We start from the raw sequence: 16,176 nt of genomic DNA, 5'->3' as shown, positions 1-16,176 counted from the left end.
TACCTAGATGCGTTTCGTCCCTCACGCCGGCCGGGCCATCTTCAGCGGCCTCGTTTCCAGCGCTTTCCCGCACGATTTCACCGCCGCAGGAATTCGACTTCACTGTCACCTAGGTTGAGGAATTGCGCCAGCACTTTTTCACCAGGTGGTGAAAAGTGTGATCGGTGTGCGGATCAAGCCTTGCCGCGCTTGGCGACCACGGCCTCGAAGCCCGCCGCGCAATAGGCGAACAGGCGCGCGCGCACGGCCTCCAGGTCGCTGGAATGGCACACGCCTTCCGACAGGGAGTCGATCCGCCCCGTCTCCGACAGGGCCAGCATCATCGAGCCGGTCAGGAACTGGTAGCACCAGTAGAGGTCGCGATATTCCGCGTCGGGACGGACGATCTTCAGCGTGTCGACCAGCTGGTGGACGACCGGATCGAAGAACCGGGCCATGGTCTCGCCGCCCCAGGCCGGGGTGTTGTTCACCTGGGCGACCAGGGCGAAATAGCTCTTCCAGCCGCCGCCGCCCTCCTGCGAGATGCGCAGCAGGGGATCGATGAAGGCCGTGATCACGCCCTCGACCGTCATCCGCTCGCCGAAGGTCTCGACATAGGCGTTCATCGAGACGCTGCGGGCCTGGTTGAGGATGTCGGCCCGGCGCAGGAACACCGCGTCGAACAGCTCGCGCTTGGCGCCGAAATAATAGTGGATCAGGGCGGTGTCGACGCCGGCCTCGGCGGCCACCTGGCGGGTGGTCACGCCATGGAAGCCGTGGCGCGCGAACAGGCCCTCGGCGGAGTCGAGGATGGTCTCCTTCAAGTCGAGGCCCGTGGCCTTGGAAGGACGGCCCCGCCCGCCGGAACGGGCGCGGGTCTTGGTGGCGGTCATGTGGAAGAGACCCATCCGTGAACAGCGTTGTTCCTCGGATAGGCCCGCTTCCGGCGCCGTGGCAAGAGCGCGGCCGTTCCGACGACGTAGCGTCAGGCCGTGAAAATCCCGTGGAATCCCAGCGGCAAGGCGGTGTTCGCCCGCCAGGCGGCCAGCGTCAGCGCAGGGTCACCGCCTGGGCGTTCTCGCCCGGCGCGAGCGTGAAGGCGGCGGCCTCGAAGGATGGCGGTCCCATGCTGGCCTTGGCGTCGTTGGAGAAGCCGTAGGGCTCGGAGGGAATGCCGAAGGCGTTGGTTCCCAGGCGCCCGTCGCCGTCGACGTCATGGAAGACGCGCACGGCGTAGGTCCCGGCCGGCAGGTCCAGACGCACCGTGGGCTCGGCTTCGGCGGCGGGGACGTCCAGCGAGGCGACGGCCTTGCCGCCGTCTTTCCAGGCCTGGGCGCTGTCGTAGACGGCCACGTGAAGCGCTCCGGTGCGGGCCTTCAGCGCGGGGAAGGTCAGGGTCAGGCTGGCGTCGGATGGGGACGTGGCCGCTGCGGTCGCGGGCGCCTCGTCGACGGGGATGTCCTGGCACAGGCCGGCGACCGGGGCGGAGAGAAGGGCGGCGCAGGCCAGCAGGGGAAGAAGACGCATGGAAGGGTCCTTGAAGGCGCGGGCGAAACAGAGACCGCGAAATGCAAACGCGCTCAACCGAAGAAAACGCGCCACAGCAGTCGGCCGGGCAGGAAGGTGAAGGCGCCGGCGATCAGCAGGCCGCCAACGAACAGGCCGGTCATGAAGCGCCGGTGCATGTGGACGTTGTGGCGGCGGGCGGCGTAGACGGCCATCGGCAGGGCCACGATGGTCCAGCCCGACAGCAGGTGGATCCAGCTCATGGCGCCGTGGTTCATCTCGCGGATGAACAGCGAGCTGACCGCCGTGGCCGCCATGGCGACGACCCAGGTCCAGCCGAGGGCGCGATGCATCCGCGTGCCCTTGACCCCGACCATCAGCACCGTGCCGATCGCCAACGCCGCAAGGGCGGCGGCGATGTGGATCTGGATCTTGGCCGGCGCGGCCGCGATCAGCGACAGGTCCGGCAGGTGGACGCCATTGCGCGCCATCACCACCGGCGCGGCGGCGAGTGCGGTGGCGACGAGCACGCCGGCCAGGCCCTTGAGCCGGAAGCGGCGGGCGGCGGCGTCGTGCATTGACAGGCTGGTCTGGGCCATCTTGATCTCCATGCGGCGGCGCGGTGCGTCGCCGTTGCTGGATCGATAGGAGCCGCCGGGCCCGTGTCTCAATCGCCGTTACGTGAGCAGCCGGCTCCGCTTCGCCAATCGCCGCCGTCCGCCGTTCACGCTTCGCCAATGGCGGCCTTCGCTGCGCGGCATGGACGCGGCGTCGTCGTGGCGGGCGTCGCGGGCCTGTTCCTGGCCTTCGTCGGCGCGTTCGGCTCAGGCGCCGCGCCGCTGTGGATCCGGATCGTCTACTGGCTGGTGCTGTGCTGGTCGGGTGCGGCGGCCGGGTCGGTCGTCAGCGGGATCGTGCAGAACAGCGGCCTGACCGAGCGGAGGCCCTTCATCGGCGGCGCGGTCATCACCCTGGGCGTGGCCTTGCCCGGCACGCTCTACGTCTGGGCGGTGTCGAGCCTGATGTTCGGCCAGCGTCCGCAACCGGCGATGCTGCCCAACTTCCTGCTGCCGGTGCTGGTGATCACCGCGGCCATCACGGCGCTGAACTTCCTGGTCGCCCGCAAGCCGATCGAGACCCACGCGGCCGCCCCCGAGGCGGCGGCGCCGCGCTTTCTCGACCGCCTGCCGCCCAGGCTGCGCGGCGCGAGGCTCTACGCCGTCGAGGCGCAGGACCACTATCTGCGCCTTCACACCTCCCGGGGCGAGGACCTGATCCTGATGCGCCTGTCCGACGCGCTCGCCGAGCTGGAAGGCATTGAAGGCGCCCAGACCCACCGCTCGTGGTGGGTGGCGCGCGAGGCGGTGGTCGAGGCCAGGCGCGGCGACGGCCGCGCCGTCCTGACCCTGGCCAGCGGCGCCGAGGCCCCGGTCAGCCGGGCCTACGCCAAGGCCCTGCGCGAAGCGGGCTGGTTCTAGCCGGTGCGTCCCCGCCGCTGGGCCAGCAGCGCCTGCACCTGCGTCCAATGGCTGGCGGCGGCGAGGTCGTCGATGGTGGCGGGCGCGCCGAAGACGCACGTCGCGGATGGCGCGTCGATCGCAGCGCCGCCCTTGATCAAGGCCAGCGCCGCCGCCTCCTCGGTAGCGCAGATCAGCGGCGTGGCGCCGGCCTTGTCGCGCACGTTCGGATCGGCGCCGTTCTTCAGCAGCAGGTCGATCACTTCGGGGCTGCCGGGAAAAAAAGGGGGCGGCCCTCGCGAGCCGCCCCTTCCTGTTTTCAGCTGAACCGTCCGGCTCAGAACTCTTCCCACTCGTCGACCTTGGTCGCGGCGGCGGTCGCCGCGCCGCCAGGACGGCCAGGGCGGACGAAGGTCTGGGCCCGGGCCTGGGCGGCGTGCACCGGGTTGGCGCGCGGCGCGGCGACGGGAGCCGTGGCGCGGGCGGCGCTCTCGGCGCCGACCTTGAAGCGGCCGACAAGGGCGGCCAGCTCGCCGGTCTCGCCCTTCAGCGAATGGGTGGCGGCCGTGGCCTCCTCGACCATGGCGGCGTTCTGCTGAACGACCTGGTCCATCTGGTTCACGGCGGTGTTGACCTGGTGCAGGCCGGTCGACTGCTCGGTGGCCGAGGCGGAAATCTCGGTGACCAGGCTGTCGATGGTGGCGACCTGGTCGACGATGCGCTGCAGGGCCTCGCCGGTCTGGCCGACCAGGGCCACGCCCGCGCCGACCTGCTGGCTGGAGGTCGAGATCAGGGTCTTGATCTCCTTGGCGGCCTCGGCCGAGCGCTGGGCCAGGGCCCGCACTTCCTGGGCGACGACCGCGAAGCCCTTGCCGGCGTCGCCGGCCCGCGCGGCCTCGACGCCCGCGTTCAGGGCCAGAAGGTTGGTCTGGAAGGCGATCTCGTCGATCACGCCGATGATGTTGCCGATCTGGCCCGAGGACTGCTCGATCTCGGTCATGGCGCTGACGGCCTGGCTGACGATGGCGCCCGAGCGCTCGGCGTCGGCGCGGGCGGCGGCGACCACGCTGGAGGCCTCCTTGGCGCCGGCGGCGGTCTTGCGGACGGTGGCGGTGATCTCGTCGAGGGCGGCGGCGGTTTCTTCCAGGCTGGCGGCCTGTTGCTCGGTGCGGCGCGACAGGTCATCGGAGGCCTGGGCGATCTCTTCGGAGCCGGCGCGGATGCCGCCGGTGGCGCCGTTGATGCCGCGCAGGGCGTCCTGCAGGCGGCCGGCGGCGGCGTTGAAGTCGCTCTTCAACTGCTGGGCCTTGGGAGCGAACTGGGCGTTGATGCGGTAGGTCAGGTCGCCGTCGGCCAGCGAACCGAGCGCTTCGGCCAGGGCGGTGATGGCGATGCGGTCGACCTCGGCCTCGGCGGCCTTTTCGGCTTCGCGCTCGACGCGCTCGCGCTCGGTGCGGGCGGCGGCGGCGGCGGCTTCCTCTTCCAGGCGCAGCTTGTGGATGGCGGCGTCCTTGAAGGTGGCGACGGCGCCGGCCATCTCGCCGATCTCGTCCTTGCGGCCCGAGGCGGGGACGGCGACGCTGTTGTCGCCGGCGGCCAGGCGGCGCATGGCGGTGGTCATGGCGGCGACCGGGGCGGCGATGCCGCCGGTCAGCATCAGGCCGCCGGCGATGGCCACGGCCAGGGTCACGCCGATGCCGATGGCCAGGACCAGCGTGCTGCGCAGCGAGGCGGCGGCCTGGGCGGCGGTCTCGGCGGCGACCACGGCCTCGGCGTCGTTGGTGATGGCCTCGATGGCGTTCTCGACCGGCTCGACGGCCTTATCGGCGACGCCGTCGTGCTTGACGAGATCGATGGCCTGGACGCGGGTCGCCGGATCGGCGCCCAGCTTCTCGGCCGGCTCGATGGCGACGGCGCGGTAGTTGGCGTAGGCGGCGTCGACGGCGGCGATGCGGGCCAGGTCGGCCTCGTCCTTGCCGGCCAGGGTGCGCAGCTCGTCCAGGGCGGCCAGGAACTTCGGCTTGTGGGCGTTTTCCAGGCGGTCGACGTAGTAGGCGTCGCCAGACAGCAGGAAGCCGCGCAGCGAGTTCTCCTGACGCGTCAGGCGGAAGGCGGCGGTGTCGGCCGAGCGCAGGCTGGCGTGCGCCACGGCGGTGCGCTGCACCGAGCCCTTGTAGGCCTGCTGGTTGATGAAAAGCGTAACGCCCATGACCACAATCGCGGTCAGCATCACGCCGAACACGACCATCAGCTTCTGGGGAATCTTCAAGTCACCAAACCGCACGACCCGCCTCCGGATGTCTTAGCCCCGACGATGTGCGCGACGGCACATGTCCTCGCTGCAAGCTCTGGCGAGATCGCGGTTTCCACGGGATTAACCGTAGTGTGGCGGAACGTCGCACCCCAAGACCGCGGGTATATGCCGATGGTCGGCGACCGTGTGTCAGCAACCTCCCAAGGTTGCGGCGTGTAAGGGGTTACCGCTGATAACAATACACCCCGCTCCACCTGTGGCGGAGCGGGGTGCGACAAAGAGGCGGACCAAAAATATTCTGATCCAGGGCCTGATCTAGTGGGCCTCGTCCCAGTTGAGAGCCGCGCGCGCCTCGACGGTGAGCGGCACCGAGAGCGCCACGGCCGGCTCGGCCGCGCCCTCCATCACCCGCCGGGCGAGCGCGCAGACGGCGTCGGCTTCCTCCTGCGGGGCCTCGAACACCAGTTCGTCGTGCACCTGCAGCAGCATGCGCGCCTTCAGGCCCGCTTCCTCCAGGGCGGCGGGCATCCGCACCATGGCCCGGCGCATGACGTCGGCGGCCGCGCCCTGGATCGGGGCGTTGATGGCGGCGCGCTCGGAGAACTGCCGCTGCCCCACCGACTTGGCGTGGATGTCGGGAATGTTGATCTTGCGGCCGAAGATCGTGGTGACGTAGCCGTGCTCGCGCACGAAGGCCCGGGTGGCGTCCATATAGGCCTGGATGCCGGGGAAACGCTCGAAATAGGTCTTGATATAGGCCCCGGCCTCGCCCTGGCCGATGCCCAGCTGGTTGGCCAGGCCGAAGGCGGAAATGCCGTAGACGATGCCGAAGTTGATGGCCTTGGCCCGGCGGCGGATCATCGGGTCCATGCCCTCGATCGGCGTGTCGAACATTTCCGAGGCCGTCATGGCGTGGATGTCCAGGCCATCGCGGAAGGCCTGCTGCAACTGCGGGATCTGGCCGATATGGGCCAAGAGGCGCAGCTCGATCTGGCTGTAGTCGGCGCTGATCAGCACCTTGCCGGGCTCGGCCACGAACGCCTTGCGGATCTTGCGGCCTTCCTCGGTGCGGACCGGGATGTTCTGCAGGTTGGGGTCCGACGACGACAGGCGGCCCGTCGTGGTCGCCGCCAGGGCGTAGGAGGTGTGCACCCGGCCCGTGCGCTCGCTGATCGCGGCGATCAGGTTCTCGGTATAGGTGCCCTTCAGCTTGGACAGCTGGCGCCAGTCGAGCAGCACGCGCGGCAGTTCGTGTTCGTTGGCCAGGCTTTCCAGCACATCGCTGTCGGTCGACCACTGGCCGGTGGCGGTCTTCTTGCCGCCCTTCATGCTCAGCTCGCCGAACAGCACGTCGCCGATCTGCTTGGGGCTGCCCAGGTTGAACGGCCGGCCGGCCAGCTTTTGCGCCTGCTCCTCGAACTCGGCCATGCGCAGCGAAAACTCGTTCGACAGCCGGCGCAGGGTCTCCGGATCGACGCGGACGCCATCGTTCTCCATGGTCGCCAGCACGGCGGGCAGGGGGCGCTCCAGGGTCTCGTAGACGCTCAGCAGCCCCTCGGCCGCCAGGCGCGGACGCAGCACGTTGTAGAGCCGCAGGGTGACGTCGGCGTCCTCGGCGGCGTAGGCCGTGGCCTTGTCCAGCGCCACGTGCTTGAAGCTGATCTGGCTCTTGCCCGTACCAGCCACCTCCTTGAACGGGATGGGCTTGTGGCCCAGCCACAGCTCCGACAACTCGTCCATGCCGTGGCCGTGGAGGCCCGCTTCCAGCACGTAGCTGATCAGCATGGTGTCCTCGATCGGGCCGACGGCGATCCCCCGGCGAGCCATCACGGCGATGTCGTACTTGGCGTTCTGGGCGACCTTCAGCACGGCCGGGTCTTCCAGCAGGGGCTTCAGCGCGGCCAGAGCCTCCTCCTCGGAGATCTGTTCCAGCTTGGCGGGGGCCTCGAAGGCCAGGCCTCCGTCCTGCGGCTTGTCCTCGTGGCTGACGGGGATGTAGCAGGCCTCGCCCGGGGCGATGGCCAGCGACACGCCGCACAGCCCGGCATTGGCCGACGACAGGGCGTCGGTCTCGGTGTCGAAGGCGACCACGCCCTTGGCGCGGGCCTTGTCGATCCACACCTGCAGCGTGGGAAGATCCCGCACGCAGACATAGGCCGCATGGTCGATGGCGACCGGCTCGGCCACCGGATTGGCCGCGGCGCGGGCGGCGGCCGAGACGTAGGAGACGCTGGTGACCGGCGCGCTCACAGGCTTGTCCGACGGGCGGGCGTCCAGCGTGCGCGGCGCGGCGGCGGCGTTGCCGTCGCCGACCCGGCGGGCCAGCGTGCGGAACTCCATCTCTTCCAGGAAGGCGGCCAGCACGGCCTTGTCGGGCTCGCGCACGACCAGATCGTCCAGCGGCTCGGGCAGGGGGGTGTCGCAGTCCAGCGTGACCAGGGCCTTGGACAGGCGGATCTGGTCGGCGAAGTTGATCAAGGTCTCGCGGCGCTTGGGCTGCTTGATCTCGCCGGCGCGGGCCAGCAGCGTGTCGAGGTCGCCGTACTCGGTGATCAGCTGGGCGGCGGTCTTGATGCCGATGCCGGGGGCGCCGGGCACGTTGTCGACGCTGTCGCCGCACAGCGACTGCACGTCGACCACCTGCTCGGGATAGACGCCGAACTTCTCGAACACCTCGTTGCGGCCGATGCGGACGCCCTTCATCGGGTCGAACATCGAGACGCTGTCGCCGACCAGCTGCATCAGGTCCTTGTCGGACGAGACGATGACCGCCTCGCCGCCGGCGTCGCGGGCGGCGCAGGCATAGGCCGCGATCAGGTCGTCGGCCTCGTAGCCCGGCAGCTCGATGGCCGGCACGCCGAAGGCGCGCGTGGCGTCGCGCACCAGCGGGAACTGCGGGATCAGGTCTTCCGGCGGCGGCGGACGGTGAGCCTTGTACTGGTCGTACAGCTTGTTGCGGAACGTCTTTTCCGAGTGGTCCCAGATCACCGCCAGGTGCGTGGGCGCGTCGCCCTGCATGTCGCGCATCAGCTTCCACAGCATGTTGCAGAAGCCCTGCACCGCGCCGACGGGCAGGCCGTCGCTCTTGCGGGTCAGGGGCGGCAGGGCGTGATAGGCGCGGAACAGATAGGCCGAGCCGTCCACCAGGAAGAGGCGCAGGGCAGGGCCGTCCTGGGTGAGGGGGCGGGACTGGGCGGATTCGGGCGCGGCGGCGTCGGTCATGGGCGCGAACATAAGGGGAGCGGGGCCGCGCCGGAACCCTCGCTGGACGTGTCGCTAACGGTTGCTGACGCCGGGCGGCGTAACGCCCCATGGCGGCGCTTTGCAACCCTCGTTCGCCCAAATGAGGCGAGTTCGCCCTTAAGGCGCCCCATGCTGGACCTGTGGATGGTTTACAGGCAAAAGCACGTCCGCTCGTGAGGCGGACGCGATCCTTCTGGCGGGCCCCGGGAACCTCAGGGCCCATCAGAGGCTTGGTTCCTGGTGAGTAAAAGCGCCCTCCCCGACGCGGATACTTTTTTGAACATGACCTTCAAGAAGACCATAGCCCTGGGCCTTGGCCTGGGAAGTTGCAGCCTTGTGGTCGCTGGCGTGCTGGCGACCGGGATCCTGGCTCCGCCGCCCGCGCCCGACACGCTGACCAGCGAGCCCGTGGAGCTGCGCGCTCCCCTGGCCCCGGCCGAGCAGGGCGCGCCCCTGCCCAAGCAGTACGTGGTGTGAGCTGTCGACTGTCGGGCGCCTTGCGTCCTTCGAGGCTCGTCCTGCGCCTCGCACCTTCAGGATGAGGGCGTTCTCGCACTGGTTTTCTCGTCCTGAAGCGCCCGCGCAGCGGGCCTCGAAGGACGCAGGGCCTCGTTCTTAAGGCTTCGACTTCGCCGGCTCGCCTTCTTCGGGCGCCGGGGCGGGCTCCGGCGCCCCCGCCAGGGTCAGGTCGAACACCGAGCCGCCGGGACCCGTTTCCACCAGCACCAGATCCCCGCCGTGGCCCTGGGCCAGTTCCCGGGCGATGGCCAGGCCAAGGCCCGTGCCGCCGCGGCGCACCGAACCCACGAACGGCTGGAAGAGGTTGGCCCGCGCCCGGGCCGGCACGCCGGGGCCGTCGTCCGAGAGCCGCAGGTGGCTCATGCCGTCGGCGCGGCGCAGCTCGACGAACACCCGGCCCTTGCCGCTGCGGTCGGGCGTGCCCTCGATGGCCTCGCGGGCGTTGCGCAGCAGGTTGGTGAGGATGCGGTGCAGCTGGTCGGGGTCGGCCTGGATCTGCTCGCGGGCGTCGATCACGGTCTCCAGCGCCACGCCCTGCGGGGTCAGGCCGGAGTCCTCGGCCGCCATGTCCAGCGCCGCGCGAAGGGCCACGGTGCGGATCACCGGGGCGGGCTCCTTGGACTTGCCGTAGGCCATGACGTCGCTGGCCAGAGTGATGGCGCGGTCGAGAGCCCGTTCCAGGCGCGGCAGGGCCTGGGCCACCTTGGGGTCGCCCAAGGCGGCCAGGCGGTCCGAGGCCATCTGGGCGCTGGTCAGCATGTTGCGCAGGTCGTGATTGATCTTGGCCACCGCCTCGCCCAGCGCCGCAAGGCGCGCCTTGGCCTGCAGGGCGGTGCGCAGGTCGGTCTGCATGGCGTCGAGCTCGGCCTCGGCGCGGCCGATCTCGTCGCGGCGGCGCGACACCACCACCCGCGCCTCGGGATCCTCCGGATCGGCGCGGAAGCGCTCCATGGCCTTGGTGATGCGCTGCATGGGCCGCACCAGCAGGAAGTTCAGCGACAGGTAGATCAGCCCCCCGGCCAGCCCGGCGGCGAACAGGGTCACCCCCGCCAGGCGCCAGAAGTTGGCTATCAGGTGGGCCTTCAGCGGGGCGTCGGGCAGCACGATCTCGACGAACTCGGCCTCCTGGCGGAAGCGCGGCTCGGCCATCACCCGCACCAGGCTGCCGGGCTTGCTCTTCAGGGTGAAGAACGGAGCGGCCAGCCACGAGCCGGGGTTCTGGCCGCGCAGGTCGACGAGGTAGGGCTGCTCGATGGCGCGCGGTTCGGTAGGCAAGACGAGGCGGCGGGCGCCGTCGACCTGCAGGGCCACGATGACCACGCCGGCCTGGTCGAGCAGGCGTTGCGAGACCTGGTCGGTGACGCGGCGCTCGGGATCGGCGTCGGCGATGGTCGAAGCCAGTTCGGCGGCCCGCACCCGGTCGAGCAGCCACTGCTTTTCGAGGTCGGCCAGGGCCGGCGGCAGGATGAAGGCGCCGGCCAGGAATACGAACAGGGCCGTCAGCAGCAGCAGGCGCGCCGACAGGCCGCCGGGCCACGGAAGGCGTCTTCCGGGCGGCTTGTCGGATGCGGCGGGCGGCGTGACCGGTTCGGCCATTCGTCTGGGTTACTTCACGTCGGCGGCGGGGGCAACGCGGCGCCTGCGCGCGGCCTTCCAAAGCGGCGGCAGCAGGGCCAGCACGCCAAGCCCGATGATCGGCATGTAGATGCGCGGCGAGGCCAGGGTGGCGAGGGTCACCGGGTCGCCTTCCGCGAACAGGTGGCCAAGGCCCGAACCGATGCCGGCATAGACGAACGAACTGGGGGCCATGCCCAGCACCGAGGCCAGCAGGTAGGTGCGCAAGCGGATCTTCATCAGGCCCGAGGCGACATTGACCAGCAGCAGCGGGAAGGCCGGGATCAGCCGCAGGGTCAGCAGGTAGGAAAAGGCGTCGGCCTTGAAGCCGTCCTCGATGCGGGTCAGCAGGGCGCCGGGCTTGCGGCGCAGGAAGTCGCCGAAGGCGGTGCGGCAGGCCGCATAGACCACGGTCGAGCCGCCGGTCACCCCCATCAGGGCCAGGAACCCGCCCAGCGGCCCGAACAGGAAGCCGGCGCTGAGCGACAGGATCAGCGCGCCGGGCAGCGAGACCGAGACCGTGGCGACGTAGATCAGCACGTAGATCACCGCGCATTGCAGCGGGTGGTGATGGGCGAAGGCCTGCAGCGCCGCGCCCTCGGCCTGCAGGGTCTCGAGCGACAGCTTGCCCGCCACGCCCGACGCCAGAGCCGCCACGAGCAGCAGCGCCAGGACCGCGAGCGGTCCGAAGCGACGCAGCCAGGCGAGGCTCTGGTCAGGGGTCATGCGGTCCCGATCGCGTCCGAAACGCTGGCGAAGCCCTCGGCGCGCAGGCGGGCGGCGAGGTCCTTCTTGATGCGCACCACCAGGCCCGGACCGCCATAGACGAGGGCCGAATAGAGCTGCACCGCGCAGGCGCCGGCCTTGATCTTGGCCAGGGCGTCGGCGCCGCTGGCGACGCCGCCGGCTCCGATCAGGGCCACGCGGCCCTTGGCGGCGGCGTGGAACTGGCCGAGCACCGCCGTCGAGGCGACCCGCAGCGGCGCGCCGGAAAGCCCGCCCCCCTCGGCCTTCTGCGCCGACTTCAGGGCGTCGGGCCGGGCGATGGTGGTGTTGGAGACGATGATCCCGTTCAGGCCCGTGGCCAGCACGGTCTCGACGATGGCCTCGACCTCGCCGTCCTCCAGGTCGGGCGCGACCTTCAGGAAGATCGGATAGTCGGCGCCGTCCTTCTTCAGGCCCGCCCGGGCCTGCGCCAGACGGCCCAGCAGCTCCTCAAGCGCCGCCTTGGTCTGCAGGGCGCGCAGGCCAGGCGTGTTGGGCGAGGAGATGTTGACCGTGAAATAGTCCGACAGGCCCCACAGGCGGGTGAGGCCTGTGACGTAGTCGCCGATGCGGTCGGTGGCGTCCTTGTTGGCCCCGATATTGGCGCCGAACACGCCCAGGCGGTCGGCATGGGCGTGCTTGCGAGCGGCCAGGCGCGTTGCGAACGGCTCGAGCCCCTCGTTGTTGAAGCCCATGCGGTTGATCACCGCATGGTCTTCGGTGAGCCGGAACAGGCGCGGGCGCGGATTGCCGGCCTGGGCCAGCGGCGTGACCGTGCCGGCCTCCACGAAGCCGAAGCCGGCGGCCAGCATGGCGTCCGGAACCTCGGCGTTCTTGTCGAAGCCGGCGGCCAGGCCCACGCAGTTCGACAGCTGCAGGCCCGCGACGCTGGTGGCCAGGATCGGATCGTCCACGCCGCCATCGCGCGGGCCAAGGCCCCACTTCAGGCCGCGGATCGCCCAGCCGTGGGCGTCTTCGGGATCGAACGCGTGCAGGGCGCGGGCGGCGATGTCGTGCAAGGCCATCAGGCCAGGCCCAGCTGCGGCACGCCGTCGGCGTCGAGCGCCAGCGGCTTTTCCGACACCGCCTCATCTGGAGACAGGCTGCGGAAGAGGTGTGGGAACAGAGCCCCGCCGCGCGAGGCCTCCCACTTCAGGTCCGGACCCAGGGCGTCGGCGTCGAAGCCGACCAGCAGCAGGTCTTCCTGGCCCTTGAAATAGAGGGCGGCGGTCTCCTGGGCCTGGTCGGCGGCCGACAGGTGGATGTAGCCGTCGGCGTGGTCGATGGGCGCGCCGGTGAACTGCCCGGCCGCCTTGGCCTCGTCCCAGAGCGTCTTCGGAAGGATCTTGTAGACCAGGGTCATTCGCCGCCGTGCCCGCCGTGTTCGGATGCGTAGAAGACGCGCGCCAGCCGCGGGGCGCCGGACGCGTCGATGTCGAAGATCGCCGCCGTGGCGGTGGGGAAGCGGCCGCGCAGCTTGGAAAGCTCGGCCGGATCGGCGGGGCTGCCCATGGCCAGGCGCAGCGAAAGATCGTGCAGGCCCGGATTGTGGCCGACCACCATCACCGTGCCGGCCGGGGCGTCGGCCTCGCGCACGGCGGCCAGCACTTCCTGGGCTTCGGCATGATAGAGATTGCGCAGCACCTCGGCGGTCGCGCCCGGAAAGGCGCCGGCGGCGGCCTCCCAGGTCTCGCGGGTGCGGCGGGCGGCCGAGACCAGGACCAGGTCGGGCGAAAGGCCCTCCGAAGCCAGGGCCGAGGCGATCAACGCCACGTCCTGGCGGCCGCGCTCGGCGAGCGCGCGCTCGAAGTCGCCGCCCTGGGCGGCGTGCCGCTCGGCCTTGCCGTGGCGCATCAGGATCAGACGGTCCATGGCGCACTCCATAAAGCGGTTTTAAAGCGGGGCAAATGGCGAGAAACGCCGTCTTCGTCATCTCCTCATACGAGCCCGCCGCCCAGGCGCAAAGCGCATGGTTGACACCTTCGTCGACAGGCGGTCCAAGGCGACATGGCCGACCTTGATCTGGACGTTTCCGCGCCGCTCGGCGGCGGTGTCTGGCGCTTCCCCGCCGACCGGCCGCTGGTGCTAGATTCCGGCGCGAAGATCAGCGGGCTGGAGGTGGCCTATCAGACCTATGGCTCGCTGAACGAGAACGGCACAAACGCCATCCTGATCTGCCATGCCCTGACCGGCGACCAGTACGTGGCCTCCACCCATCCGACCACCGGCAAGCCCGGCTGGTGGACGCGGCTGGTCGGTCCCGGCAAGCCGATCGATCCGGCCCGCCACTTTGTCATCTGCTCCAATGTCATCGGCGGCTGCATGGGCTCCACGGGGCCGGCCTCGATCGATCCGGCCACCGGCGAGCCCTGGGGCCTGTCGTTTCCGATCCTGACCATCGCCGACATGGTGCGGGCCCAGGCCATGCTGATCGACGCCCTGGGAGTCGACACCCTGCTGGCGGTGGTCGGCGGCTCGATGGGCGGCATGCAGGTGCAGCAGTGGGCGGCCGACTATCCGCAGCGGCTGTTCAGCGCCGTGATCGTGGCCTCGGCCTCGCGGCACTCGGCCCAGAACATCGCCTTCCACGAGGTGGGCCGCCAGGCGATCATGGCCGATCCCGAATGGCGCGGCGGGGCCTATGCGGCCCAGGGCGCGCGGCCCGAGAAGGGCCTGGCCGTGGCGCGGATGGCCGCCCACATCACCTATCTTTCCGAGCCGGCCCTGCAGCGCAAGTTCGGCAGAGAACTTCAGCGCGACGGCCTGTCCTGGGGCTTCGACGCCGACTTCCAGGTCGAGAGCTACCTGCGCCACCAGGGGGCGTCGTTCGTCGACCGCTTCGACGCCAACTCCTATCTCTACATCACCCGGGCCATGGACTATTTCGACCTGGCCGCGCCGCATGGCGGGGTGCTGGCCAACGCCTTCAAGGCGGCGCGGGACGTACGCTTCTGCGTGCTCAGCTTCACCAGCGACTGGCTCTATCCCACCTCGGAGAGCCGCCACATCGTCCGCGCCCTCACCGCCGCCGGCTGCCGCGCCGCCTTCGCCGAGATCGACAGCGACAAGGGCCACGACGCCTTCCTGCTGGACGAGCCGGTGATGGACGCGGCCCTGACGGGGTTCATGGCGTCGGTGGAACGCGAGCGGGGGATCGGGCGATGAGGGCAGGTTCGGCGAGTTATCTCCTCCCCCGTGAAACGGGGGAGGGGGACCGCGAAGCGGTGGAGGGGGCGAGACTGGGCGCTGTGCCGGCCGTCGCCCCCTCCGTCACGTCGCCGGTGGCGACGCGCCACCTCCCCCGTTCCACGGGGGAGGAGCAATGATCCGCGAGGACTTCCGCGAGATCCTGCGTCTCGTCCGCCCCGGCGCGCGGGTGCTCGATGTCGGCTGCGGCGAGGGCGCGCTGCTGGAGCTGCTGACCCAGGAAAAGCAGGTCGACGGCCGGGGGCTGGAGATCAGCGCCCACGGCGTGGCCGCCTGCATGGCGCGGGGGCTGTCGGTGGTGCAGGGCGACGCCGACCAGGACCTCGACCACTTCCCCGACAAGACCTTCGACTACGCGGTGCTGTCCCAGACACTGCAGGCCACCCGCAATCCGCGCCACGTGCTGGACGAGCTGCTGCGCATCGCCGACCGGGCGATCGTCTCGTTCCCCAATTTCGGCCACTGGAGCGTGCGCTGGTCGCTGGTCAGCCGCGGGCGGATGCCGACGACCAAGGCCCTGCCGACGCCCTGGTGGGCCACGCCCAACATCCACCTGTGCACCCTGGCCGACTTCATGGCCCTGGCCGACGACCTGGGCGTGCGTGTCGACTCCAGCGCCGCCTTCGCCGGCAAGGGTCCGGCGCGCGCCATCGACCCGACCAGGGCGCTGGAGAACTGGCGCTCGGAGACCTGTCTTTTCCTGCTCAGTCGCGGGGCGCCCGCCGAGCGTGTGGAACCGAGCGCCGTTTCAGGCGATCTTCTGATCCCATGAAGCTGCGGCTGATGACCTACAACGTCCACCGTTGCGTGGGCGGCGACCGCAGGCTCGACGTGGAACGCGTGGCCGAGGTGATCTCGGCCCACGAGCCCGACGTCGTGGCCCTGCAGGAACTCGACGTCGGCCGGATGCGCACCGGCAATGTCGATCAGGCCCACCGCTTGGCCGAACTCTTGAAGATGGGCTTCCACTTCCACCCGGCCATGGCGGTGGAAGAGGAGCTTTACGGCGACGCCATCCTCACCCACCTGCCGGAAAAACTCATCAAGTCGGGCCCGCTGCCCTTCTACCGCGCCGTGCCGGGGCTGGAGCCGCGCGGGGCGCTGTGGATCGAGGTGATGGTCGGCGACACGCCGGTGCAGATCATCAACACCCATCTGGGCCTCGTGCCCCAGGAGCAGAAGCGCCAGGCCGCCGCCCTGGTCGGCGAGAGCTGGATGGCGTCCGACCGCTGGAAGGCGCCGGGCGTGCTGCTGGGCGACTTCAACGCCACGCCCTATTCGGCCACCTACCGCCTGCTGAAGGCCGCCGCCCGCGACGCCCAGTCCGTTTCGGCCGGCTGGGGAAAGGCCCCGACCGCGACCTTCCCCTCGACCTTCCCGTTCATGCGCATCGACCACGTCTTCCTGACCAAGGGCCTGAAGACGCTGAACGTGTTCTCGCCCTACGACGCCCTGGCGCGGGTGGCTTCGGATCACCTGCCGCTGGTGGTGGATCTGGAGATCGAGGAGGCCTGAACCCTCTCTCTTAGAGAGAGGGAGGGGCCCGCCGCGAAGCGGTGGGAGGGTGAGAGGTTTCACTGTCGGCCGGAGTACCACCCGCCGCTCTGCCTTTCGGCGCCCATCCGACCGCGC

16 protein-coding genes are annotated in these 16,176 nt (G+C 70.2%); 5 read left to right on the top strand and 11 right to left on the bottom strand.

Features of this window, described 5'->3' with window-relative positions; all coding sequences use genetic code 11:
- Positions 1-173: 173 nt before the first annotated feature.
- The 3 genes from DDF67_RS17635 to DDF67_RS17625 all read right to left on the bottom strand — a co-directional run bounded on the left by DDF67_RS17635 (position 174) and on the right by DDF67_RS17625 (position 2,084).
- Complete coding sequence (locus DDF67_RS17635; protein WP_109102166.1) at positions 174-872, bottom strand: TetR/AcrR family transcriptional regulator; 699 nt, start codon at positions 870-872, stop codon at positions 174-176.
- A 157-nt stretch (positions 873-1,029) separates the two neighbouring features.
- Positions 1,030-1,506 carry a DUF2141 domain-containing protein gene (locus DDF67_RS17630; protein WP_109102153.1) on the bottom strand — a complete coding sequence of 159 codons (477 nt, stop codon included), beginning with the start codon at positions 1,504-1,506 and terminating at the stop codon, positions 1,030-1,032.
- Between the two features lie 53 nt (positions 1,507-1,559).
- A complete protein-coding gene (locus DDF67_RS17625; protein WP_109102165.1) occupies positions 1,560-2,084 on the bottom strand; it encodes a DUF2306 domain-containing protein in 525 nt (174 codons plus the stop codon).
- Between the two features lie 138 nt (positions 2,085-2,222).
- Between DDF67_RS17625 and DDF67_RS17620 the strand changes: the two genes are divergently transcribed.
- Positions 2,223-2,963, top strand: a complete 741-nt coding sequence (locus tag DDF67_RS17620) for a LytTR family DNA-binding domain-containing protein (protein WP_109102152.1) — start codon at positions 2,223-2,225, stop codon at positions 2,961-2,963.
- On the opposite strand, the gene DDF67_RS17615 is transcribed toward DDF67_RS17620, so the two are convergent.
- The 3 genes from DDF67_RS17615 to polA form a co-directional block, all read right to left on the bottom strand.
- Positions 2,960-3,295 carry an ankyrin repeat domain-containing protein gene (locus DDF67_RS17615; RefSeq protein WP_332888331.1) on the bottom strand — a complete coding sequence of 112 codons (336 nt, stop codon included), beginning with the start codon at positions 3,293-3,295 and terminating at the stop codon, positions 2,960-2,962. The two genes, DDF67_RS17620 and DDF67_RS17615, sit on opposite strands and share 4 nt — an antisense overlap.
- Positions 3,280-5,226 carry a methyl-accepting chemotaxis protein gene (locus DDF67_RS17610; RefSeq protein ID WP_109102150.1) on the bottom strand — a complete coding sequence of 649 codons (1,947 nt, stop codon included), beginning with the start codon at positions 5,224-5,226 and terminating at the stop codon, positions 3,280-3,282. The genes DDF67_RS17615 and DDF67_RS17610 overlap by 16 nt, the downstream gene beginning before the upstream one ends.
- Positions 5,227-5,511: 285 nt before the next feature.
- Positions 5,512-8,418, bottom strand: coding sequence for a DNA polymerase I (gene polA / locus DDF67_RS17605; protein WP_199229265.1), 2,907 nt, complete (start codon positions 8,416-8,418; stop codon positions 5,512-5,514).
- A gap of 303 nt (positions 8,419-8,721) precedes the next feature.
- Here polA and DDF67_RS17600 point away from each other — a divergent pair, with 303 nt between their 5' ends.
- Entirely contained in the window at positions 8,722-8,916 is a 195-nt protein-coding gene (locus DDF67_RS17600) for a hypothetical protein (RefSeq protein WP_109102164.1), read from the top strand.
- A 138-nt stretch (positions 8,917-9,054) separates the two neighbouring features.
- On the opposite strand, the gene DDF67_RS17595 is transcribed toward DDF67_RS17600, so the two are convergent.
- Genes DDF67_RS17595 through DDF67_RS17575 form a run of 5 tightly spaced genes read right to left on the bottom strand, consistent with a single transcriptional unit; the run spans position 9,055 to position 13,209 of the window.
- Positions 9,055-10,554, bottom strand: coding sequence for a sensor histidine kinase (locus tag DDF67_RS17595; protein WP_109102148.1), 1,500 nt, complete (start codon positions 10,552-10,554; stop codon positions 9,055-9,057).
- A 9-nt stretch (positions 10,555-10,563) separates the two neighbouring features.
- On the bottom strand, positions 10,564-11,298 hold the full coding sequence (locus tag DDF67_RS17590; protein ID WP_109102147.1) for a TVP38/TMEM64 family protein: 735 nt from the start codon (positions 11,296-11,298) through the stop codon (positions 10,564-10,566).
- Positions 11,295-12,362 carry a quinone-dependent dihydroorotate dehydrogenase gene (locus DDF67_RS17585; protein WP_109102146.1) on the bottom strand — a complete coding sequence of 356 codons (1,068 nt, stop codon included), beginning with the start codon at positions 12,360-12,362 and terminating at the stop codon, positions 11,295-11,297. The genes DDF67_RS17590 and DDF67_RS17585 overlap by 4 nt, the downstream gene beginning before the upstream one ends.
- Positions 12,362-12,700, bottom strand: a complete 339-nt coding sequence (locus tag DDF67_RS17580; protein ID WP_109102145.1) for a DUF952 domain-containing protein — start codon at positions 12,698-12,700, stop codon at positions 12,362-12,364. The genes DDF67_RS17585 and DDF67_RS17580 overlap by 1 nt, the downstream gene beginning before the upstream one ends.
- Positions 12,697-13,209 carry a SixA phosphatase family protein gene (locus DDF67_RS17575; protein ID WP_109102163.1) on the bottom strand — a complete coding sequence of 171 codons (513 nt, stop codon included), beginning with the start codon at positions 13,207-13,209 and terminating at the stop codon, positions 12,697-12,699. The genes DDF67_RS17580 and DDF67_RS17575 overlap by 4 nt, the downstream gene beginning before the upstream one ends.
- Before the next feature lie 135 nt (positions 13,210-13,344).
- Here DDF67_RS17575 and metX point away from each other — a divergent pair, with 135 nt between their 5' ends.
- The 3 genes from metX to DDF67_RS17560 all read left to right on the top strand — a co-directional run bounded on the left by metX (position 13,345) and on the right by DDF67_RS17560 (position 16,059).
- On the top strand, positions 13,345-14,502 hold the full coding sequence (metX, locus tag DDF67_RS17570) for a homoserine O-acetyltransferase MetX (RefSeq protein WP_109102144.1): 1,158 nt from the start codon (positions 13,345-13,347) through the stop codon (positions 14,500-14,502).
- A 157-nt stretch (positions 14,503-14,659) separates the two neighbouring features.
- Entirely contained in the window at positions 14,660-15,316 is a 657-nt protein-coding gene (gene metW / locus DDF67_RS17565; protein WP_109102143.1) for a methionine biosynthesis protein MetW, read from the top strand.
- Positions 15,313-16,059: an endonuclease/exonuclease/phosphatase family protein gene (locus tag DDF67_RS17560; protein WP_109102142.1), complete on the top strand. Its 747-nt coding sequence runs from the start codon at positions 15,313-15,315 to the stop codon at positions 16,057-16,059. The genes metW and DDF67_RS17560 overlap by 4 nt, the downstream gene beginning before the upstream one ends.
- Positions 16,060-16,176: the final 117 nt, after the last annotated feature.

It is taken from the genome of Caulobacter endophyticus (assembly GCF_003116815.1).
GTDB classification, from domain to species: domain Bacteria; phylum Pseudomonadota; class Alphaproteobacteria; order Caulobacterales; family Caulobacteraceae; genus Caulobacter; species Caulobacter endophyticus.
This window is presented reverse-complemented; position numbering and strand designations above follow the sequence as displayed.